Raw genomic sequence first — 22,618 nt, 5'->3', positions numbered from 1 at the left:
CATGCGGCGAATTCGACAGCAGCCCCGTCCGGGCTGGCAGCAGACGGTGGCGAGCCAGGGCATGGTCTTCGGGTCGCCGGCCCGCATGGCGGACGGCAGCGACCGGCCCTACTGGGACGAGTCCGTTCACTACGAGTTCGACATGGACGAGATCCTCGCGCTCGAAGCCGATGTCGAGTTGCTGCACTCGATGTGCCTGAACGCGGTGGAGCACGTCGTCCTCACCGAGCGCTACCGCGACTTCGGGTTGCCGGAGTGGACGTGGGAGCCGATCGCGCGGTCGTGGCAGCGGGGCGATCCGCACGTCTACGGCCGTTTCGACCTGCGATACGACGCGCGCAGGCCCGCGAAGCTGCTCGAGTACAACGCCGACACACCCACCACCCTGCTCGAGGCGTCGATCCTGCAGTGGCACTGGTTGACCGACACCCATCCCGGTGACGACCAGTGGAACTCGCTGCACGAGAAGCTCGTCGAACGCTGGGCGCACATCCGCTCGCAGCTGCCCGGCAGCGAGCTGCACCTGTCGTGGTCGAGCGCCGACCTCAGCGGCGAAGACAACGTCACCGTCGCCTACATGCAGGAATGCGCCGCCGAGGCGGGATTCGACACCGTTGCCCTGGCGATCGAGGAGATCGGATTCGACGCCGATCTGAACCGGTTCGTGGATCTCGAGGAAGCTCCCATCTCGTCGCTGTTCAAGCTGTACCCGTGGGAGTGGATCCTCGACGACGACTTCGGTAGGCGCGCACTGGAACTGCTCCCCGAGACGCTCTGGATCGAACCCCTGTGGAAGGCGATCCTGAGCAACAAGGCGATTCTCGCGGTGCTGTGGGAGATGTATCCCGGCCACCCGAACCTGCTCCCCGCATACATCGACGACCCGCACGAGCTGACCGAGTACGTGCGCAAACCGAAGCTCGGACGCGAGGGGGCGAACGTCTCGATCGTCGGCGCAGGCATGGACACCGCGACCGGTGGCATCTACGGCGAGGAGGGGTTCGTGTACCAACTCCTCGACCCGCTCCCCGAATTCGACGGCATGCGACCCGCGCTCGGAGCGTGGATCGTCGGTGACGAGGCCGCGGGCCTCGGCATTCGGGAAACCGCAGGGCTCGTCACCGACAACGGTGCCGCCTTCGTCCCGCATCGCATTCCCCAGTCCTGACCGCAGTCCCCATCGTTTCGAACGAACGGAGCAACACCCATGACGACTGAGGTCGTAGCCCTCGCCAGCGACTACTGGTCCACCCTCGGTCGGGGAGTGTCCGCGATCGTTCTGTACGCGATCCTCGGCCTCGCTCTGATGGTCCTCGGATTCTTCGCGATCGACTGGACCACGCCCGGAAAGCTGCGGGCCCTCGTGCGTGACGGGAAGCCGAATGCCGCGGTCGTCACGGCGTCCGGCATGGTCAGCATGGCGCTGATCGTCGTGCTGGCGATCTACGCGTCTTCCGGTCGGCTCGTCGAGGGACTGATCTACAGCGCCGTCTACGGACTGATCGGCATCGCCGCACAGGTGATCTCGGTGCGCCTGATCGAGCTGGTCACCGCCATCGACATCGGCGACGTCCTGACGCGGGACAAGTTCACTCCCGATGTTCTCGTCGTCGCTGCCGCGCACCTCGCACTCGGACTGGTCGTCGCGGTCGCGATCCTGTAATCCGGGATCGCTACCGCGACCCCACGACCTCCTGGGTCGTGTCGGCGTCGGGGAGTCCGCGCGGGACGGTGTCGCCGTCGAAGAAGGCGGGCTCCCGGCGCTGCCACCACCACATCAGCGGCAGGCCGGCGAGCATCGATCCGACGCCGAGCAGGAACACGCCGCCCACCTGCCAGTGCGGTGCGAACGGCAGCGTCCAGTACGTCTCGCCGTAGTCCGCGGCGAACGACGTCACCGCGGTCCACCCGGCCGCGAACAGCAGCATCGCGCCGCCGACCGCGGGCAGGATCACGCGCAGCCACAACGCCCGCGCACCCTGACGCACCGAGTCACGGAACAGCCAGGCGCACGCGACACCGGTCATGCCGTAGTAGAACCCGACGGCGATTCCGATCGCGGCGACCGAGTCGTAGATCAGGTCGCCCGCGGCGATGAAGTTGAACGCGATGTACAGCGCCGCCGACACCCCGCCCATCGCGAGCGTCGACACCGTCGGGGTGAGGTATCGGGGGTGCACCGTCGCGAACGATGCGGGCAGCGCCTTGAACACGCCCATCGACAGGGTCGTCCGGGCGGTCGGCAGGATGGTGGTCTGCGTCGACGCGACCGCCGACGTGAGGATCATCAGCAGCAGGACGTGCACGAGCAGCACGCCGATCGGGCCCTCCCCGAACACGGCGGTGCCGAGCGCGGCGAAGAAGTCGTCGAAGTGTTCGGGATTCGCCAGACCGGAGCCCTCTTCGCTGACACCGGCGAACGACTGCGCCGCCACGGTCACCAGGACGTACAGCGACACCAGGACGACAGTGGAGATCACGGCGGACTTGCCCGGGGTACGGCGCGAATCCACGGTTTCCTCGTTGACGGAGACCACGGAGTCCCAGCCCCAGTAGATGAAGACCATCAGCAGGATCGCGTTGACGAAGGTCGAGAACGAACCGATCTCGAACGGGTTGAACCAACTCCACTCCGGCGTCAGCGCCGCTTCACCCGCCCGGCCCAACCACACCCGCACCAACGCGACCACCGCGAACGCCACCAGCGCCACGAATTCGACGGTGAGCAGCACCGACTGGATCCGCGCGGACAGTTCGATACCGCGGAAGCAGAGCCACGTCATCATCACCATGAACGCGACGCCGAGTGTCAGGACCGCGATGTGCGTCGGATCGTGGCCGATTCCGTCGGCACCGAACAGCAGGAACGTGTACTGGCCCGCGACCTGCGCCATGCTTGCCATCACCAGGACGTCCGCGACCACGATCGCCCAGCCGCTCATCCAGCCCCACGCAGGTCCGAACGCCCGGGCCGCCCAGACGAAGGTCGTTCCGCAGTCCGGGTCGACCCGATTGAGTTGCTGATAGCCGAAGGCGGCGAACAGGATCGGGATGAATGCCAGCAGTGCGATCACCGGTGCCTGCAGGCCGACCGCTGCCACCACCAGGCCGAGGGTCGCGGCGATGCTGTACGCCGGGCCCGCCGACGCGACACCGATCACGACACTCGAGGTCAGGGTCAGCGCTCCCGACCTCAGACCCTTCTCGGGGACGCCGGTCGCCGTACGTTCTGCGGTCGTCGCCGCCTCATCGATCACCGGCGGGATGATAGTCGGTCGCGACTGGCGGTCTCGTCACGGTTGGAGGAGGCTGAGACCGTCCACCGGCTGCCGTCACGGCCCGGAGCAGCCACGTCGCAATCCTTCGAGTCGCGATCGAGGAGCAGGCTATGACCATCGTCACCACGAACCAACCGCTCGGCACCCCCACCTGGATCGACCTGGGCATCCCCGACCTGGAGCTGGCGATGTCGTTCTACGGATCGGTGTTCGGTTGGGAGTTCGACGTCGGACCCGAAGAGTTCGGCCGTTACACGATGTGCCTGCTCCGTGGAAAGAAGGTGGCGGCGCTGATGCCCGTCGACGCGGAGACGTCGACCGCCTACTGGTGGAACGTCTACCTCGCCACCGACGACGTCGACGACACCACCGCCAAGTGCCGCGCCCTCGGCGCCGAACCGCTTGCCGAGCCGATGCAGATCGCCGACCAGGGGTCGATGTCGATCCTGCGCGATCCCTCCGGTGCCCAGTTCGGGCTGTGGCAGGGCGCCGCCCACGTCGGCTGCGAACTCGTCAACGAATCCGGCGCCCTGCTGCGCAACGACCTCGTCACAACCGATCCCGTTGCCGCCCGCAGCTTCTACTCGACCGTCTTCGGGTTCACTCTCGACGGCAACGACGAGTTGCCCGGTGTCGACTTCACCTTCCTGCGCAGGCCGGACGGCCACGAGGTGGGGGGCATCATCGGTGACCCGCAGGCCGTCGCGTCCTCGTGGGGAACCCTGTTCCAGGTCGAGGACGCCGACCGCGCCGTCGCCGCGGCTCGCGGAGCCGGTGGCACCGCGGAGGATGCCACGAACATGAAGTACGGGCGGACCGCGGAGATCACCGACCCGTTCGGCGCGACGTTCACGGTCGGCGCGCCGCTGCCGGGGGTGCAGGAGGCGTAGCGCGCGACCGCAATCGCGGGATCCGTCGGTGCGGTGCCGTAATCTAAGCCGCTGTGCACCTCAAGAGTCTGACGCTGAAGGGATTCAAGTCCTTTGCCTCCGCGACGACTCTGCGCTTCGAACCCGGCATCACCTGCGTCGTCGGGCCCAACGGGTCCGGGAAGTCGAACATCCTCGACGCCCTGACCTGGGTGATGGGTGAGCAGGGTGCGAAGGCGCTGCGCGGCGGCAAGATGGAGGACGTCATCTTCGCCGGCACCACGGGCCGTGCCGCGCTGGGCCGCGCCGAGGTCACCCTGACGATCGACAACACCGACGGCGCCCTGCCGATCGAGTACTCCGAGGTGTCGATCACGCGGCGCATGTTCCGCGACGGCGCGGGCGAGTACGAGATCAACGGGACGTCGTGCCGGCTGATGGACGTGCAGGAGCTGCTGTCCGATTCCGGCATCGGCCGCGAGATGCACGTCATCGTGGGGCAGGGCAGGCTGTCCGCCATTCTCGAGTCCCGGCCGGAGGACCGCCGGGCGTTCATCGAGGAGGCCGCGGGCGTCCTCAAGCACCGCAAACGCAAGGAAAAAGCGGTCCGCAAGCTCGACTCGATGCAGGCGAACCTGGCGCGGCTGACGGACCTGACGACGGAACTGCGCCGCCAGCTCAAGCCGTTGGGCCGGCAGGCCGAGGTGGCGCGGCGCGCCGCGACCGTGCAGGCCGACCTGCGTGACGCCAGGCTGCGGCTCGCCGCGGACGATCTGGTGACGAAGCGGACCGAGCTCGCGACCCAGACCGAGAACGAAGCCGTCATCCGGGCCCAACAGGAACACGTGCAGGCCGAACTCGAGGCCGCCTCCGCGGAACTGGGCGCCCACGAGCAGGCCCTCGCCCGGCTGACACCGGGAGCGGAAGCGGCGGGGCAGACGTGGTTCCGGCTCTCCGCGCTGGCCGAGCGGGTCGGCGCGACGGTGCGGATCGCCACCGAACGCGCGCGGCACCTCGACAGCGATCCGGTCGGTCAGCGGGGACAGGACCCCGACCAGCTGGAGGCCCAGGCCGATCGCGTCGCCGCCGAGGAACTGGAACTGCAGGAGGCCGTGGAGATCGCGCGCGCGACCCTCGACGCGGCCAAGGAAACGCTCGCCGACTACGAGGAGGCCGCGTCCGCCGCAGAGCGGGCCCACATGGCCGCGGTCCGGGCGGTCGCCGACCGCCGCGAGGGGCTCGCGCGCCTGTCCGGACAGGTCGACACGCTGCGCACCCGTGCCGACTCCGTCGATGCCGAGGTGGCCCGGCTGACCCTCGCGATCGACGACGCCCGCGCGCGGGGCGATGCCGCGCAGGCCGAGTTCGAGTCGGTGCAGGAGCGGATCGACGAACTCGACGCGGGCGAACTCGGTCTCGACTCCCACCACGAACGGTCGGTCGTCGCACTCGATGCCGCCAACGCCCGGGTCACCGAGTTGCAGGACGCGGAGCGGGCCGCGGGCAAGGAGGTCGCGTCCCTCGGGGCGCGCATCGACGCACTCGCCATCGGTCTGCAGCAGAAGGACGGGGCGGCCTGGCTGCTCGAGCATCGTTCCGGGGACGGACTCGTCGGGTCGCTCGCCGCCCGGCTGAGCGTCACCGCGGGATACGAGGCGGCGATCGCCGCAGCGCTCGGCCCGGCCGCCGAGGCTGTCGCGGCCGAGTCCCTCGCCGCCGCCCGGGCCGCGGTGTCCGCGTTGGGGCAGGCCGATGCCGGCCGGGCCGCGGTCGTCGTGTCGGGTGCACCGGTCGCGGGACCGTCGAGCGGGCACACCCTGCCGCCGGGTGCACGCCCCGCGCTCGACGTCATCACCTTCCCCGACTCCATGCGGGGCGCACTCGTCGCGCTGCTCGGCGCGATCGCCGTCGTCGACGACCTCGATGTCGCGGCGGAAGTCGTGGCGGCGCAACCTCAGTGGCGTGCCGTGACACGAACCGGCGACCTCGCAGGAAACGGCTGGGTGATCGGCGGGGCCGACCGCAAACCGTCGACACTCGAGGTGCAGTCCGCGATCGAGCAGTCCACGGTCGCGCTCGCCGACGCGGAACGACGATCCGAGGACCTCACGGCAGCGCTGTCCGGTGCGCTCGCCGAACGCGAGGACCGCGCGGAGACGGCCGAGCATGCCCTCGCCGCCCTGCACGAATCGGACGCGGCGATGTCCGCGATCTACGAACAGCTCGGTCGCCTCGGGCAGGTCGCGCGGGCGGCGCACGCCGAATCCGACCGGCTCGCTGCGCAACGCACCGCCGCGGAAACCGGTCGTGAGGATTCGATCACCGCGCTGCGCGAACTCGAGGAGCGCCTTTCCCTCGCACAGAACGAGCAATCCGGTGGCGCGACCGACTCCGGAACCGACAGCGCCGAACGCGAAGCCGCCACGGCGGCCCTCGCCGAAGCGCGCGCCGTCGAGGTGGAGTCGCGGCTTACCCTGCGCACCGCGGAGGAACGCGCCGACTCGGTGCGCGGCAAGGCCGACTCGCTGCGCCGCGCCGCCCACGCCGAGCGGGAGGCCCGCGCCCGCGCCGAACGCGCACTCGCCGCCCGCAAGAACGCCGCCGCGGTCGCCGCCGCCGTCGCGGAATCGGGAACGAAGGTCGCCGCGCACCTCGACACCGTCGTCGCCGCGGCACTCGCGCACCGCGACGAGCTCACCCGCCAGCGCACCGAACGCACCCAGCAGGTCGAGGCGGTCAAGGAACGGGTCCGTCAGTACACCGGGCAGCTCGCGTCGCTGACCGACGCCGTGCACCGCGACGAGGTCGCCCGCGCCCAGGCCGCGACCCGCATCGAGCAGCTCGAGGCCGTGATCTCGGAGCAGCACGGCATGGCCCTCGACGACTTGATCGCCGAATACGGGCCGGATGTCCCGCTGCCGCCGTCCGAACTCGAGCTCGCCGAGTACGAGCAGGCCCGCGAGCGCGGCGACACCGTCGTCGCGCCGACGGCCATGCCCTACGACCGCGCCACGCAAGAGCGGCGAGCCAAGCGCGCAGAGAAGGATCTCGCGACGCTCGGCAAGGTCAACCCCCTCGCCCTCGAGGAGTTCGCGGCGCTCGAAGAGCGGTACAACTTCCTCTCCACCCAGCTCGAGGACGTCAAGAACGCCCGCAAGGACCTCCTCGGCGTCGTCGCCGACGTCGACGCCCGCATCCTGCAGGTGTTCACCGAGGCGTGGCTGGACGTCGAGCGCGAGTTCGTCGGGGTGTTCTCGAAGCTGTTCCCCGGCGGCGAGGGACGACTCGTGCTCACCGACCCGTCCGACATGCTCACCACCGGCATCGAGGTGGAGGCCCGGCCGCCGGGCAAGAAGGTCAAGCGGCTCTCGTTGCTGTCGGGCGGCGAGAAGTCACTGACCGCCGTCGCGATGCTGGTCGCGATCTTCCGGGCCAGGCCGTCCCCGTTCTACGTCATGGACGAGGTCGAGGCGGCGCTCGACGACACCAACCTGCGCCGGCTCATCGGACTGTTCGAGCAGCTGCGCGAGAAGTCCCAGCTGATCGTCATCACGCACCAGAAGCCGACGATGGAGATCGCCGACGCGCTGTACGGCGTGAGCATGCGCGGTGACGGCATCACGCAGGTGATCTCGCAGCGGCTGCGCGGCCACACTCTCGCGCCCGAGCCCGCCCCTGCTCAGCCCTGACCCGGGGCGAACCCTCCCCGAGCTCGACCAAATGTGGCGTTCAGTCATGTGAATGACTGAACGCCACATTCGGTCGAAAGGGGGTGACCGGGTTATCCGAGCTTGCGCAGGTCGGGGTAGTTGGTCAGCTCCCAGCCTCCGTCGACGACCAGGCTCGCGCCGGTGATGTAGCTGGCGTCGTCGCTCGCGAGGTAGAGGCACGGCCCGGCGATCTCTTCGGGTGTTGCCGGCCGCGCCGCCGGGATGCGCTCGAGGAACATCTCCTTCGCCGGTTCGTAGGCCATGACCGGGGCGACGAGCGGGGTGTCGACGAGGCCCGGCAGGACCGCGTTGACGCGTATGCCGTCGGGCGCCAACTCGACCGCGGCGGTCTTGCTGAACATCACCACGCCTGCCTTGCCCGTGGAGTAGGGGCTGCCCGCGGGCATCGGGACGACGGCGTTGAGGGACGACACGTTCACGATGGCGCCGCCGCGGCCGGACGCGCGGATGTGCCGGGCCTCGTGCTTGGTGCACAGGAACACGCCCTTCTGCACCAGGTCGATCGTGAAGTCCCAGTCGGCCTCGTCGAGGTCGACGATGGCCCCGACCCGTGACGCACCCGCGACGTTGAACGCCAGGTCGATTCGACCGAACCGGTCCGCCGCAGCGGCGACGGCCGCCTCGACTTCCGCCTCCACGGTCACATCGGCCGGGGTGGGCAGGAAGACGTCGCCGTACTCGCCCGCCATGCGGTCGAGGGCGTCCTTCGCGACGTCGAGTCCCGCGACGGTCGCGCCCTCGGCGAGCAGTCGAGCGGTGATCGCCTCACCGATGCCCGACGCGGCGCCGGTGACCACTGCGGTCTTGCCCGCAAAACGATCGCTCATGTGTGAATCTCCGTTCCCGGTTCGGTTGTCGTTGTGGTGCAGGGGTGTTAGCTACGTGGTGCTGGAGCGGAGGAACTCTCCGGTCCGACGCCGGCCGAGCACGGGCGCGGCCTCGCCGTCACCGAACACGTACTCGCCACCCACGAACACCGCCGTCACCGTCGCGTCGTTGCGGTTGACCATGCGGGACAGGTTGTCGAATTCGGCGATCGGGTTCTCCGAGTACGTCTCGAGCGATTCGTCGAGTCGGTCGGGGTCGATCACGACCAGGTCGGCGCGGTCACCCTCGCGCAGGTGCCCGGCGTCGAGGCCGTACCAGTCGGCGAGTTCCCCGGTGAGGCGGTGCACCGCGTGTTCCATGGTGACGAACGGTTGACCGGCGCGTTGCGCGTCGCGAACACGGCGCAGGAACCGCAGTCCGTAGTTGTAGAACGCCATGTTCCGCAGGTGGGCGCCCGCATCGGAGAAGCCGAGTTGCACACCGGGATCCGCGGCGAGCGTGTTCAACACCTCGGGCCGGTGGTTCGAGATAGTGGTACGCCAGCGCACCTTGGAGCCGTACTCGACGACGAGGTCGAGGAACGCGTCGACGGGATGGACGCCGCCGCGCTCGACCCCGACCTGACCGAACGTCTTGCCGATCACCGACTCGTCGGGGCACTCGACGATCTCGGCGTCGAAGAAGTCACGATGCCACACGCGCGGACCGTACTTCTTGTCGTAGTCCTTGCGGAACCGCCTGCGGTACCCCTCGTCGGCGAGCAGTGCGCGCTGCTCGTCGATCTGATTGGACAGGTGCAGCGCCGCCGCGCCGGACCCGAACTCCTCGAACACGGGCAGGTCGATGCCGTCCGAGTACACCTCGAACGGCACCGGCAGGTGCTGCCATCGGAAGTCGCCGCCGAGCCGGTTGATCACCTTCGCCATCACCGGGAAGATGTGCACCACCGCGGGAATGGCCTTGACGTCGGCCGCGGAGAGCAGGCTGACCTTCAGTCGAGGCCGCCCGATCCCCAGGCTGCTCAGCGCCATCGAGAACATGCTCTGCGGACGCGCCACGTCCGGTCCGCCCTGCAGTGCCCGGCCGCGGCGACGCAGGATCGCGTTGAGCCTGCGGCGTTCCTTACGGCCCGCGTAGGTCGACGGGAGCGTGCGAGAGCGGCAGACCTCGCCGTCGAGTTTGTCGAACAGCAACTGCTGCGACGACATTCCGACGAAGCCGGCGTCGAGTGCCTCGGTGAGCTGGGCCTCCATCGTCGCGAGTTCGGACTCGGTCGGACGGACCTCCTTGCGGGTGGCCCGGTCCAGACCCATGAGCGCCGACCGGATGTCGGAGTGCCCGATGAACGCCGCGACGTTCGGGCCGAGTGGCCGGTCTTCGAGCGCCGTGACGTATTCGCGAGCCGACGTCCAGGTCTTGGCGCTCTCGAGCGCGTCGACGACGTGCCTGCGGGGGATGGCCTCGACCCGGCCGAACAGGTCGCCCGCGTCGGACGGACCGACGTGCACGGTGGAGAGCGAACACGATCCGACGAACACCGTCGTCACACCATGTCGCACCGACTCGGTCAGCTCCGGGCGGAGCAGAACCTCGACGTCGTAGTGGGTGTGGATGTCGAGGAAGCCCGGCATCACCCACTTTCCGGCCGCGTCCACCACCCGGGGGCAGTCGGTCGCGTCGAGGGGCGCAGCCGAGACCGACACCACCCGGCCGCCTCGGATGCCGAGGTTACGAACCTCGGGTCGAGCTCCGGTTCCGTCGAACCAGAGTCCGTTCTCGACGATCGCGTCGTACGTCATTGGAAGATCACTTCCCTTTCAGCGCAGTGTGTTCGGGCTCGTGGCGGTCAGACGACGATCAGGGTACGGATCGCCTTGCCGGTGGCGTTGCGGGGTAGCGGTTCGTCGGTGAGCCGCCAGCGGGTCGGGACCTTGAAGTAGGCGAGGCGGTCCGCGGTGAACGCCTGCAGATCGGCCTCGGTCACGGAGTGCCCCGGCCGGGTCACGACCAGTGCGGTGACCTCCTGTCCGAGGTCGGGGTGCTCGGCGCCGACGACGGCGCACTCGGCCACCGCCGGATGTTCGTCGAGACACTGTTCGATCTCGACCGGGTAGACGTTCTCCCCGCCACGCAGGATCAGGTCGGAGCGGCGGCCGGTCAGGCGGACCATGCCGTTCTCGATCACACCGAAGTCGCCGGTCCGCAGCCACCGGTCGGCGGTGATGGCGGCGGCGGTGGCGGCCTCGTCGTTCCAGTAGCCGAGCATCACGTACGGGCTGCGGACACAGATCTCGCCCTCGACCCCGTCGGCAACCGGATGTCCGAGCGGGTCACGGACTTCCGCCGTGACGCCGATGATCGGCTTGCCCAGGGTTCCTGGATTCGCCTGCAGGTCCAGCGGACTCGCCACCGACACCGCGGTGCTGCACTCGGTGAGGCCGTAGCTGTCCACCAGTGCGGCGGCGAACGGGAGCGTGTCCCGGAGGCGCTGCTGGAAGGCGGGCGAGGACGGCGCGGACGCGAGGGCGAAGGACGTCATCGACGACAGGTCGTAGCGCGAGAGGTCCTCGTGTTCGAGCAATCGGTTCGCCAACGTGGGCACCGCGCCCCAGTTGGTCACGCGCTCACGCTCGATCAGGCGCAGCGCCCGGTCGGCATCGAACGAGCCCTGGTAGATCACCACCGCACCGCCGGTGGCCAGCCGTGGAACCACGAGGTTGTGCAGGCTGGCGATGTGGAACAGCGGCGAGGTCAGCAGGTACCGCAGGTTGCTCGGCGCGGTCGAGTTCGGGTCGCCACCGGTGAACGCGGCGAGCAGTGCGTCGCTGTACCGGTGGTAGTCGATGACCGCGAGCAGGTTGCGGTGCGAGTGCACGGCGCCCTTCGGTCGGCCGCTGGTGCCGCTCGTGTACAGGATCACCGCGGGATCGTCCTCGGCCACAGACACCTTCGGGCGCTCGGCGCCGGCGAACTCCGCGATGAGACGGGGGACGTCGTTCTCCATCGTCAGCACCGGGACGTCGACGTCGAGTCCGTCCAGCAACGCGGCGCGCTTGGCGTCGACGATCAGGACCGAGGGCTGCGTGTGCGTGAGTCCGTACTCGATCTCACGCGGCACCCACCAGGCGTTGAAGCCGACCGCGATCGCGCCGATGGCCTGTGCGGCCCAGAACGAGACCACCCACTCGGGGGCGTTGGCGGCCAGGACGGCGACCCGGTCGCCCGGCTCCACCCCGTACCGGTCACGCAGTGCATTCGCCAGGGCGTACGCGGCCGCGCCGTGTTCGGCATAGCTCAGCCGACGGTCCTCGGTGACCAGGTAGTCGCGGTCGCCGTAGGCGAGGGAGGCCTCGAGGACGCCGCCGAGTGAGCGGTCCCGGGTCTTCATCACCGGGATCTCGGCGCCGAGCACCGTCTCGGGTACGAGCTCGAATCGCTTGCCGGGCCCGGTGAGTCCGGCCGTCACGGTCGCGATGTAGGCCTGGAGGTCAAAGGAATCTGTCACGGTCGTTCCTCTCGATCGTGGTGGTGGTCAGGGGACGAGTACCGCGCGACCGCGGATCTGCCCGGACTCGAGGCGGTCCAGAGCGGTCCGGGCGTCGGCGAGGTCGAACCGTTCCACCTCGACGGTGAGCCGCCCCGAGTTCGCCAGTGCGATCGAGTCGACGAGGTCGCTCCTGGTGCCGCCGTAGGACTTCCGGACGGACGCGCCCCACGGCCAGCCCGGGCCGCCGGCCGGTTCGGCCGTCACGCCGGGGACTCCGCCACCGAGGCCGATCATTCGGTAGGCGCCGTTCGGCGCCACGGACGCCACCGACATCTGCGCGGTCGCGTCGATCCCGACGAAGTCGAACACCGCGTCGGCGCCGCGTCCGTCGGTGAGGTCGAGGATCTGCTTGGCGGTGTCGGAACCGGATTCGATCGTGATCTCGGCGCCGCATCGCTTCGCGAGGTCCAGTTGCGTCTCGCCGACGTCGACCGCGACGATCCGGGTGGCGCTGAGCGCGCCGAGGATCTGCACGGCGACGTGGCCGAGTCCGCCGACACCGATCACGACGGCGGTCGAGCCCGGATTCAGATGCTCCCTGGCTCCCCGGATGGCGTGGTAGCTGGTGAGGGCGGCATCGGCCATCGGTGCCGCCTGTAGGAAGTCCAGGTCGCCGATGGGAACGAACGAGCGTGCCGGGACCCGGACGTACTCGGCCATGCCGCCGTCCGGGCCGAGCCCGGGGCACGGCGGCATGGCGGTTCGACCCGCGGCCAGGCAGACGTTCTCGTTGCCGCTGACGCATTCCCGGCAGACTCCGCACGACCAGCACAGATAGACGATTCCGCGCTCGCCGATCCGGTGCCCGTCGACCTCGTCGCCGACCGCTTCGATGGTGCCTGCGATCTCGTGGCCGAGGGTGAGCGGTTCCTCGCGCATCTTGTACGGGAAGTGCAGCAGGTGCAGATCCGAGTGGCAGATGCCGGCAGCGCCGACCCGGATCAGCAGGTCGGACGGGCCGATCTCCGGCACCGGGACCTCCCGGACTTCGAGGACGCCCGGGTCGGTCAGTTGCAGTGCCCGCATCACGCCACCGCCCCGAAGGCCGCGCCGAGGTAGGCGTCCGCGCGATCGGATCCGATCAACCCCGGAGCCATCTTGTTCATCGCGTAGGCGAAGGTGATGCCGCGGTCGAGGTCGTTGACGACGAACGACCCACCGAGGCCGGCCCACCAGCAGACCCGGCCGTCGGGGACCGCGGGCGCAGTCTGCGCCTGCGGCAGCCCGTATCCGATGCCGAACCGCAGCGGCGTCAGGATTCCCAGGTCCACGCCGTCGGCGTGCTCCCGGAAGATCGCGTCGACGGTGTCCGGTGACAGCCAGGTCTTGCCGTCGAGCACCCCGCCGCCGGAGACGATGGACTGCAGCCGCGCGATGGAACGCGCGTTGCCGTGCCCGTTCGCGGCGCCGATCTCGGCCTGCCGCCACTCCGGGTCGGAGGTGCGCTCGTAGTCGAGCAACGGACAGGTCAGCGTCTTGACCAGGATGCTGTCCTGGTCGAGCGTGGCCATGTCGAACTCGATCGCAGGCGGCGGTACGAGCGGGGAGATCCGGCCGAAATGCTCGGGGCCGGTTCCGATGTGGAAGTCCGCTCCGAGAGGTTCTGCCAGTTCCTCGGCGAAGAAGCGGCCCAGGCTGCGTCCGTCGACCCGCCGGATCACCTCACCGACGAGGTGGCCGTAGTTGAGGGCGTGGTAGCCCGACGCGGTACCGGGCTCCCACCACGGTGCCTGCGAGGCCAGCCGTGCGGCCGCGCCCTCGTGGTCGTAGATGTCCGCGAGCTCGATCGGACGTTCCCAGCCCGAGACTCCCGACGTGTGTGAGAGCAGGTGCCGGATCTCGATGTCCGCCTTGCCGTTCGCGGCGAACTCCGGCCAGTAGTGGGCCACCTTCTCGTCCAGGTCCAGCAGCCCGCGGTCCACCAGGAGTAGCGCGCTGAGTGCAGTCATCGTCTTGGTGATGGAGAAGACGTTGACGATGGTGTCCTCGGTCCACGGCGTGGTCCGGTCCTGATCGGTGTGCCCGCCCCAGATGTCGACGACGGGCTCGCCGTCGACGGTCACGCAGATGGACGCGCCGAGTTCCTCACCGGACTCGAGCTGCTTCTCCAGTGCGTCGCGGACCGGTTCGAAGCCGTCCGCGCAGAATCCCAGAGTTGTTGTCATCGGATCTTCTCCTCACACCTTCTGCAGGGCGCGGGCCGGGACGGGCAGCGTGTATCCCGCGGCCGCGGCGCGCTTGCCGCCGTCGACGATTTCCTTCTTCAGGTTCCGCACGTACGGGTCGAACTCGCACTGGATCGTGTGCCGGGGGGAGTCGTAGTAGGGGCCGAGGTAGTACTTCTCGTCGGCGGCGAGTACGGACTGCATCTCGGTCGGTGAGGGCGGGATGTACTTGCCCGCCAGGTACGCGGCGACGAGCTTGCTCTGCTGCTCGGCGAAGTTCACCAGTGTCGGCATCGGCTGCGCGAGGCCCATGAAGAAGAGGTTGTCGATGCCCGGCTTCATCATCCGCTTGAACAGCGGGAAGCGGTTCTTGGCGTCGGGCAGGAGGTTCGGGTCCGTGAAGAACGGGAAGCTGATGTGGTAGCCGGTGGCGCAGACGATGACGTCGACGTCCTCGGTGCTCCCGTCGGCGAAGCGCACCTGCTTGCCTTCCAGCGCGGTGATGGCCGGCTTGAACGCGATGTCACCGGAACCGGCCTTGCCGAGGAACTCGCCGCTCGCGGACGGGTGAGCCTCGAAGGGCTGGTGGTCGGGCTTGGGCAGGCCGTAGCCCTCCATGGGGCCGAGGTTCTTGTTCAGGAAGCGTCGTTTGAGAGCGAGTCCGATCGGGCGGGGAATCCACGCAGGCATCGTCATCTTGTCGCCCGCCACGCCCTTCAGGTACTTGGGCAGCACCCAGACGCCGCGGCGCGCCGAGACCGTCAGCTTCTTGGCGAGGAACCGCTGGGAGAGTTCGGACGCGATGTCGAGGCCGGAGTTGCCCATTCCGACCACCACGACGTTCTTGCCGCGCATGTCGATCGGGTCGAACGGGTCGTTGTACTCGTGGCTGTGGATCAGGGTGCCGTCGAAATGCCCGGGGTAGTCCGGGGTGTTCGGGTCCCAGTGGTGCCCGTTGCACACGATCAGAGCGTCGTAGGTGCGCGTCTCGCCCGTGGACAGGGTGATCGTCCACAGTCCGTCCGAGCCGCGTTCGGCATGGTCCACGGAGGTGTTGAAGGTGATCTTGTCGCGCAGGCCGAAATGCGCGACGTAGTCCTTGAAGTACTGGAACAGCAGCGAGTGGTGCGGGAAATCGGGCCACTCGGCGGGAACCGGGAAGTCCTCGAACGCCAGCCGCCACTTCGAGGTGTCGATGTGCAGGCTCTGGTAGCAGGCCGACATGCCGTTCGGGTTCTTGTAGTACCAGTTGCCGCCGACCTCGTCGGATGCCTCGAAGCAGTCGAACGGGACGCCGTGGTCCTGCAACCGTTTGGCGGTGGTGATCCCGGATGGGCCTGCGCCGATGATGCAGACCTTCGGCAGTGTTGTGGTGTCCATGGCGTTCGTCCTTCTGCGCGTGGTGGTGGCCGTGCTCCGGTCGGCGGCGATGGGCGAGTCGAACGAGCGACCGCAAGATGTGACCTGGGCCATACCTTAGCGTTCGCTGACGCACTGTCAAGTGAAACTGCGAACCGTCTTGTGAAAGTCGCTGCGCCCAGTGAATTGGCACGGGGTAGCCTTGGCCGCATGGTGGACACGGCAGACAAGCCCCGACAGCGACGGGGCACCCTGCGGGACGAGCAGAAGCGGGCCACGCGGGCGCGGCTCGTCGAGTCCGCGCGCACTCTGTTCAGCGAACGGGGATACGCCGCCGTCACCGTCGACGACATCGCCACCGACGTCGGTTGCAGCAGGGCGACGTTCTATCTGCACTTTCCGTCGAAGGTGGACGTGCTGAAGGCTCTCAGCGACGAGGACATGGCGCTGAGCACGCTGGCGGTGTACCAGGACCTGGATCGGGTTCTCGAGACCGGCTCGCGCGCCGAGTTCACCGACTGGGTCACCCGGGCCATCGACTGGTTCCAGCAGCACCGCGAGATGCTTTCGGCCTGGGACCAGGCGACCGTCCTCGAGCCGGACATGCAGGCCATCGCCCGCGAGGGCATGCTCGCGCTCCCCAACGTGATGACGAACTACCTCGAACGCTGGCCCGAAGGCCGTCGCGACGAGGCCCGTCTGCGCATCGAACTGCTGAGCACCCAGCTCGAACGGTTCTTCACCCGCTGGGCGATGCAGGGCACCATCGACGCGTCCGCCGAACTGGCGGCCGAAGTACTCACCGACATCTGGTTTCCGGCGCTCGCCGCCCCCGGCGCGGACTGATCGCCTGCGCACCGTGTCGCACCGCGCGCCCGTCGCCTGAGAGGATGGGCCGGTGACTACCGGAGCTTGGATCGCAATCGCCGCCGTACTGGCCGTCCTCATCGTCGCGCTCGTCGCGGGCACGGTGCTGTACCGGAAGCGGCAGGTCAGCCTGACGCCGAAATCCGAGCAGCCCGAGGCGATCGGCGAGGCGACGGACCGATCGGGTGGCTACAAGTCGGCGGGCGGATTCAGCTTCAGTCAGGGTGCGACGGACACCGCGCCACCGAAGCCGCGACCGGAACCGGTGACGCCGAAGGTCGTCGAGAAGCCGATCGCAGAGAAGCTGCCGGTCGAGGAACCGCCGGTCGTCGAAGAGTCGGCGGCAGCGGCTCCCGAGGTCACGGCGCCGCCGGTAGTCGAACCCGAGGTAGTCGAACCCGAGGTTGTTGAGCCCGAGGTTGCCGAGCCCGAGGTCGTAGCGCCTGAGGTCGTAGCGCCCGAGGTCGTCGAACCGGAGAAGCCCGAGCCGGTCGTCGCCGAGCCGGAACCGGAAGCAGCTCCCGAGCCCGAGCCGGTTGTCGAAGCTCCTGCCATCGAGGAGATCGCCCCCACCGCGGGCCGCCTGGACCGCCTCCGTGGCCGGCTGTCGCGCTCGCAGAACGCGGTCGGCAAGTCGCTGCTCGGTCTGCTCGGCGGCGGTGACCTCGACGACGACTCCTGGGAGGAGATCGAGGACACGCTGATCATCGCGGACCTGGGAAGTGCGGTCACCGAGGAAGTGGTCGGCAAGATGCGCGCCGAGGTGGCGGCGGGCGGCGTCAAGACGGAGGCGCAGGCGCGGGAGATGCTGCGCCGCGTGCTGATCGAGGCGCTGCACCCGGAGATGGATCGGTCGATCCGGGCGTTGCCGCACGGCTCGACGCCGGGCGTCCTGCTGGTCGTCGGTGTCAACGGCACCGGCAAGACCACCAGCACGGGCAAGCTCGCACGCGTTCTCGTCGCGGACGGTCGCCGCGTGCTGCTCGGGGCCGCGGACACGTTCCGCGCGGCGGCGGCCGACCAGTTGCAGACGTGGGCGGAGCGCGTCGGGGCCGAGGTCGTGCGGGGCGCCGAGGGCGCCGATCCGGCGGCGATCGCGTTCGATTCGGTGTCCAAGGGCATCGAGACGGGCGTCGACGTCGTCATCGTCGACACGGCAGGACGTCTGCACACCAAGACCGGTCTGATGGACGAGCTCGGCAAGGTGAAGCGGGTCGTCGAGAAGCGTGCCAAGGTCGACGAGGTTCTGCTGGTGCTCGACTCGACGATCGGCCAGAACGGACTCGTGCAGGCGCGGGTGTTCGCGGAGGTCGTCGACATCACCGGAGTGGTGCTCACGAAGCTCGACGGCACCGCGAAGGGCGGCATCGTCTTCCAGGTGCAGCACGAGCTCGGTGTGCCGGTGAAATTGGTGGGTCTCGGGGAGGGCGCCGACGACCTGGCGCCGTTCGAGCCGGACGCTTTCGTCGACGCGCTGCTCGGTTGATCGGGCCTTCGGCAGGGCGTGGTGCCCGTGGACATCACGGGTACCGCACCCTGCCGGTTCCATTTCCGAAACCTGAAAGCAACAGACTTCCAGGATTCGTTCACTCGGGCGAAACACCCGAGTGTCACAAGTGAAACACCGGATCAGCACTCTTCTTCTCGAGTCGTAAAGCCGCGAGCACGCGGGGCGACCGAAGGAGGAGGAGCAAGGTGGATTTCCCGACTATCGGAGCGCCCGACGCCGGCGACACCGCGTGGATGCTGACCAGCGCCGCGCTCGTGTTGCTGATGACGCCGGGCCTCGCGTTCTTCTACGGCGGCATGGTTCGCGCGAAGAACGTCCTGAACATGATCATGATGAGCATCGGCGCAATGGGTGTCGTCGGGGTCATCTGGGCCCTGTACGGCTACTCGATGGCCTTCGGTGAAGACAAGGGCGGGGTGATCGGTGACCCGTTCCAGTTCTTCGGTCTCAAGGGTCTGATCGGCGGCACCTACCTCGCGGACGCCGACACCGGCGCCGCAGCGGCGATCCCGCTCGTCGGGACCATCCCGGCCACCGTGTTCGTGGCGTTCCAGGCGATGTTCGCGATCATCACCGTCGCGCTGATCTCCGGCGCCGTCGCCGACCGCCTGCGTTTCGGTCCGTGGCTCCTGTTCGCAGGCCTCTGGGCGACGATCGTGTACTTCCCTGTCGCGCACTGGGTGTTCTCCTTCGACGGTGTGACCGCAGAGAATGGCGGCTGGATCGCCAACCAGCTCAAGGCGATCGACTTCGCCGGCGGCACCGCCGTTCACATCAACGCCGGTATCGCCGGCCTGGTTCTCGCGCTGGTCCTCGGCAAGCGCCGCGGATGGCCGACGACGCCCTTCCGCCCTCACAACCTGCCGTTCGTCATGCTCGGCGCTGCGCTGCTGTGGTTCGGTTGGTTCGGCTTCAACGCAGGTTCCGCAGTGGGCTCCAACGGAATCGCGGGCGTCACCTTCATCACGACCCTCGTCGCCACCGCCGCCGCGATGCTGGCCTGGCTCCTCGTCGAGCGCATCCGTGACGGCCACGCCACGACGCTCGGTGGTGCTTCGGGCATCGTCGCAGGTCTGGTCGCGATCACCCCGGCCTGCTCCTCGGTGAACGTCCTCGGAGCCCTCGCCATCGGTGTTTCAGCCGGTGTGCTGTGCGCCCTCGCGGTCGGGCTGAAGTACCGCTTCGGATTCGACGATTCGCTCGACGTCGTCGGTGTTCACCTCGTCGGCGGCATCGTCGGCACCCTGATGGTCGGACTCGTCGCCACCTCGGAGGCCCCCGCGGCCGTCGACGGTCTGTTCTACGGCGGCGGCGTCGACCAGCTGTGGCGTCAGGCGGTCGGAGCCGGTGCGGTCCTGCTGTACTCGCTGGTCGCGACCACGATCATTGCGCTGATCGTGAAATACACGATCGGACTCCGGGCCAGCAATGAGGCCGAGGCCCGTGGCCTGGACGATACTGAGCACGCTGAGAACGCATACGACTTCGTCGCGCTCGGTGGAGTCTCGGCAGGTTCGGCACACTCGGCACCGGTCCGCTCGTCCGTCAGGGAGGCATGAAAGTAATGAAGCTCATCACCGCAATCGTCAAGCCGTTCACTCTCGAAGACGTCAAGACCGGGCTCGAGCAGGCAGGCGTGCTGGGCATGACCGTCAGCGAAGTCCAGGGCTACGGCAGGCAGAAGGGTCACACCGAGGTGTACCGGGGCGCCGAGTACTCCGTCGACTTCGTGCCGAAGGTTCGAGTCGAGGTCGTCGTCGACGACAGCGCGGTCGACAAGGTCGTCGAGGTGATCGTCGAGGCCGCCCGCACCGGCAAGATCGGTGACGGCAAGGTTTGGGTCAGCCCGGTGGAGTCCGTCGTCCGGGTCCGCACCGGCGAACGGGGCGGGGATGCGCTCTGACCCGACAGGGTCCGGATCCGGTGGCCCCGATCCCGTCGCAACGTCGGCGGGGTCGGGGCCGCCCTCGTCTCCGGGCCTGAACGCGCACGGACAGATGGTGGCGGCCGACGACCTGGTCCGGGCTCGGAAACAGTTGCTGGAAGGTCGTTCCCGCTCGCGGCGACTCGACACGTCCGCCCTGCGGCAGGCACTGGTGGACCTCCACGAGTTCTGGCTGACGACGAAGGGCACGGAACTAGGGATCACGTCCGACAGCGGATTCGCGATCGTCGCGGTCGGTGGCCTCGGACGCCGGGAACTGCTGCCGTACTCGGATCTCGACCTGGTGCTGCTCCACGACGACATGGACCCCGCCGTGGTGTCGCAGGTTGCGGACCGGCTCTGGTATCCGCTCTGGGACGCTCACATCAAGCTCGACCACAGTGTGCGGACGGTGCCGCAGGCGCTGCAGGTGGCGGCGTCGGACCTGACGGCGGCGATGGGCCTGCTGGAGGCCCGTCACATCGCGGGTGACGTCGAGCTGACGAACCTGCTGATCGGTGGCGTTCGTCGGCAGTGGCGGTCCGGAATCCGCTTGCGGTTCGACGAACTGGTGGAGATGACGCAGGCGCGCTGGTCGCGTAGTGGCGAGATCGCACACCGTGCGGAGCCGGACGTGAAGAACGGACGTGGGGGCCTGCGTGACGTGCAACTGCTCGACGCTCTGGCGATCGCGCAGCTGACCGACGCCGCGACGAGCCTCGGCCCGGACACTCCGGGCGGCGGGCTGGCGTCCGCGCATTCCCGACTGCTCGACGTGCGCACCGAACTGCATCGGGTCGCGGGACGGGCACGGGATCAGGTGCGGGCCCAGGACGCCGACGAGATCGGTGCGGCACTGCGGATCGGGGACCGGTTCGATCTGGCCCGGATGCTGAGCGATTCGGCGCGCACCATCGGCTACTCGGTGGACGTCGGATTGCGGACGGCGGCCAACGGTCTGCCGCGTCGAGGGTTGTCGCGACTGCGGAGGGTGCCCGTCCGGCGTCCGCTGGACGAGGGCGTCGTGCAGCACGCGGGCGAGGTCGTCCTCGCGAGGGATGCGAAGCCGAGCAAGGATCCCGGGCTGATCGTGCGGGTGGCCGCTGCCGCGGCGCAGACGGGGATGCCGATCGGGGCGTCGACGCTCGGCAGGTTGTCCGACAGTGCACCCGAACTGCGGGAGCCGTGGCCGCGAGAGGCACTCGGTGATCTGCTGGTCCTGCTCGGATCGGGACCGCGGATGGCGGCGGTCGTCGAGGCACTCGACCGCACCGGGCTCTGGGGTCGTCTGCTGCCCGAGTGGGGTGCGGTGCGAGACCTGCCGCCGAGGGACGCGGTGCATACCTGGACGGTCGATCGGCACCTCGTCGAGACGGCGGTCCAGGCGAGCGCGTTCACCACGCGGGTGACGCGTCCGGATCTGCTGGTGCTCGGTGCGTTGCTGCACGACATCGGCAAGGGGCGCGGCGGTGACCACAGCGTCGTGGGTGCCGAACTCGCAACCCAGATCGGAAACCGACTCGGGCTGTGGCCGTCGGACGTGGCGATGCTCAGCGCGATGGTGCGGTACCACCTGCTCCTGCCGGACACCGCCACGCGCCGGGACCTAGACGATCCGGCGACCGTGCAGATGGTCGCGGATGCGCTCGGGCACGACGCGATGCTGTTGGAACTGCTGTACGCGCTCGCCGAGGCCGATTCGCTGGCAACGGGACCAGGGGTGTGGGGTGACTGGAAGGCGTCGCTCATCGGGGAGTTGGTCCGGCGCTGCCGCCTGGTGATGGCGGGGGAGCCCCTGCCTGAACCGGATCCGATCGATCCCGAACATGCGACCCTCGCCGAGGGCGGCGGCGTCCACGTGATGTTGGCGCCCGCGGAAGGGCCGCACACCTACACGGTGACGGTGATCGCGCCGGACGTGCCGGGGCTGCTGTCCGACGCGGCCGGGGTGCTGGCACTGCATTCGCTGCGGGTGCTCGCGGCGTCGGTGGGCAACCACGAGGGTTCCGCGGTCAACTCGTTCACCGTCTCGCCGCGTTTCGGTTCGCCGCCGCAGGCGGGGCTGCTGCGCCAGGAACTGATCAGGGCGACAGCGGGCGAACTCGATCTGGTCGCCATGCTCGGGGACAAGGAACGGATCGCCACGGAGGAACAGGCGCTCGAACTCGGCGTGACAGCGGTTCCCGTGCAATACGCGCAGGCGCCGCCGCGGCTCATCTGGTTCGAGACGGCCGTCGACGGTCAGGTCATCGTCGAATTGCGCACCGAGGACCGAGTGGGTCTGCTGTGCCGGCTGGCGGCCGAACTCGAACGACACGGTGCCGATGTGCAGTGGGCGAAGGTCGCGACCCTCGGCAACTCGGTGGTGGATTCGTTCTGCCTGAATCTCGGTGCCGGGGACTCGCGGGTGACGCGTGAGGACCTGGAGTCGGCGATCCTGTCCGTGGTGCCTGCGCCTCCGCCGCCCAAGAAGGACGGGGAGGAGGGGAACGCAGCCGGTTAGCGGCTACGCTGGGACGCAGTGTCCGTAAGACTGCCAC

The 22,618-nt window shown here is 68.8% G+C and carries 16 protein-coding genes; 9 read left to right on the top strand and 7 right to left on the bottom strand.

Annotated features, from left to right (window positions below; all coding sequences use genetic code 11):
• Position 1 precedes the first annotated feature (1 nt).
• Both FFS72_RS16170 and FFS72_RS16165 read left to right on the top strand, forming a co-directional pair.
• Positions 2-1,168 carry a glutathionylspermidine synthase family protein gene (locus FFS72_RS16170; RefSeq protein WP_137874903.1) on the top strand — a complete coding sequence of 389 codons (1,167 nt, stop codon included), beginning with the start codon at positions 2-4 and terminating at the stop codon, positions 1,166-1,168.
• A gap of 39 nt (positions 1,169-1,207) precedes the next feature.
• Complete coding sequence (locus FFS72_RS16165; RefSeq protein ID WP_137874902.1) at positions 1,208-1,663, top strand: DUF350 domain-containing protein; 456 nt, start codon at positions 1,208-1,210, stop codon at positions 1,661-1,663.
• A 10-nt stretch (positions 1,664-1,673) separates the two neighbouring features.
• On the opposite strand, the gene FFS72_RS16160 is transcribed toward FFS72_RS16165, so the two are convergent.
• A complete protein-coding gene (locus FFS72_RS16160; RefSeq protein WP_137874901.1) occupies positions 1,674-3,257 on the bottom strand; it encodes an APC family permease in 1,584 nt (527 codons plus the stop codon).
• Between the two features lie 131 nt (positions 3,258-3,388).
• Between FFS72_RS16160 and FFS72_RS16155 the strand changes: the two genes are divergently transcribed.
• A complete protein-coding gene (locus FFS72_RS16155) occupies positions 3,389-4,168 on the top strand; it encodes a VOC family protein (RefSeq protein WP_137874900.1) in 780 nt (259 codons plus the stop codon).
• A 53-nt stretch (positions 4,169-4,221) separates the two neighbouring features.
• Positions 4,222-7,836 (top strand): chromosome segregation protein SMC, encoded by a 3,615-nt coding sequence (smc, locus tag FFS72_RS16150; protein WP_137874899.1) that lies wholly within the window; start codon positions 4,222-4,224, stop codon positions 7,834-7,836.
• A 92-nt stretch (positions 7,837-7,928) separates the two neighbouring features.
• On the opposite strand, the gene FFS72_RS16145 is transcribed toward smc, so the two are convergent.
• The 6 genes from FFS72_RS16145 to FFS72_RS16120 are packed head-to-tail and all read right to left on the bottom strand — an operon-like array spanning position 7,929 to position 15,798.
• Positions 7,929-8,705 carry an SDR family NAD(P)-dependent oxidoreductase gene (locus FFS72_RS16145; RefSeq protein ID WP_137874898.1) on the bottom strand — a complete coding sequence of 259 codons (777 nt, stop codon included), beginning with the start codon at positions 8,703-8,705 and terminating at the stop codon, positions 7,929-7,931.
• Between the two features lie 51 nt (positions 8,706-8,756).
• Positions 8,757-10,505, bottom strand: a complete 1,749-nt coding sequence (locus tag FFS72_RS16140) for an N-acyl-D-amino-acid deacylase family protein (RefSeq protein WP_137874897.1) — start codon at positions 10,503-10,505, stop codon at positions 8,757-8,759.
• Between the two features lie 47 nt (positions 10,506-10,552).
• A complete protein-coding gene (gene casG, locus FFS72_RS16135; protein ID WP_137874896.1) occupies positions 10,553-12,211 on the bottom strand; it encodes a steroid-24-oyl-CoA synthetase in 1,659 nt (552 codons plus the stop codon).
• A 27-nt stretch (positions 12,212-12,238) separates the two neighbouring features.
• Positions 12,239-13,279: an NAD(P)-dependent alcohol dehydrogenase gene (locus FFS72_RS16130; RefSeq protein WP_137874895.1), complete on the bottom strand. Its 1,041-nt coding sequence runs from the start codon at positions 13,277-13,279 to the stop codon at positions 12,239-12,241.
• Complete coding sequence (locus tag FFS72_RS16125; protein ID WP_137874894.1) at positions 13,279-14,418, bottom strand: serine hydrolase domain-containing protein; 1,140 nt, start codon at positions 14,416-14,418, stop codon at positions 13,279-13,281. The genes FFS72_RS16130 and FFS72_RS16125 overlap by 1 nt, the downstream gene beginning before the upstream one ends.
• Before the next feature lie 12 nt (positions 14,419-14,430).
• The gene (locus FFS72_RS16120; RefSeq protein WP_137874893.1) at positions 14,431-15,798 is read right to left on the bottom strand and encodes a flavin-containing monooxygenase; all 1,368 of its coding nucleotides are present in this window, start codon (positions 15,796-15,798) and stop codon (positions 14,431-14,433) included.
• A gap of 189 nt (positions 15,799-15,987) precedes the next feature.
• Between FFS72_RS16120 and FFS72_RS16115 the strand changes: the two genes are divergently transcribed.
• The 5 genes from FFS72_RS16115 to FFS72_RS16095 all read left to right on the top strand — a co-directional run bounded on the left by FFS72_RS16115 (position 15,988) and on the right by FFS72_RS16095 (position 22,581).
• A complete protein-coding gene (locus FFS72_RS16115; RefSeq protein WP_137874892.1) occupies positions 15,988-16,623 on the top strand; it encodes a TetR/AcrR family transcriptional regulator in 636 nt (211 codons plus the stop codon).
• Between the two features lie 52 nt (positions 16,624-16,675).
• On the top strand, positions 16,676-18,130 hold the full coding sequence (ftsY, locus tag FFS72_RS16110) for a signal recognition particle-docking protein FtsY (protein ID WP_137874891.1): 1,455 nt from the start codon (positions 16,676-16,678) through the stop codon (positions 18,128-18,130).
• A 209-nt stretch (positions 18,131-18,339) separates the two neighbouring features.
• Complete coding sequence (locus tag FFS72_RS16105) at positions 18,340-19,713, top strand: ammonium transporter (RefSeq protein WP_171018712.1); 1,374 nt, start codon at positions 18,340-18,342, stop codon at positions 19,711-19,713.
• Between the two features lie 5 nt (positions 19,714-19,718).
• Complete coding sequence (locus tag FFS72_RS16100; protein WP_137874951.1) at positions 19,719-20,057, top strand: P-II family nitrogen regulator; 339 nt, start codon at positions 19,719-19,721, stop codon at positions 20,055-20,057.
• The gene (locus tag FFS72_RS16095; RefSeq protein ID WP_137874890.1) at positions 20,047-22,581 is read left to right on the top strand and encodes a [protein-PII] uridylyltransferase; all 2,535 of its coding nucleotides are present in this window, start codon (positions 20,047-20,049) and stop codon (positions 22,579-22,581) included. The genes FFS72_RS16100 and FFS72_RS16095 overlap by 11 nt, the downstream gene beginning before the upstream one ends.
• The last annotated feature ends 37 nt before the right edge of the window (positions 22,582-22,618 follow it).

The sequence above is a fragment of the Rhodococcus sp. Q genome (assembly GCF_005503035.1).
In the GTDB taxonomy this organism is placed as follows: domain Bacteria; phylum Actinomycetota; class Actinomycetes; order Mycobacteriales; family Mycobacteriaceae; genus Rhodococcus_G.
The sequence above is the reverse complement of the archived record's forward strand: the minus strand, read 5'-3'. Positions and strand labels throughout refer to the sequence as shown.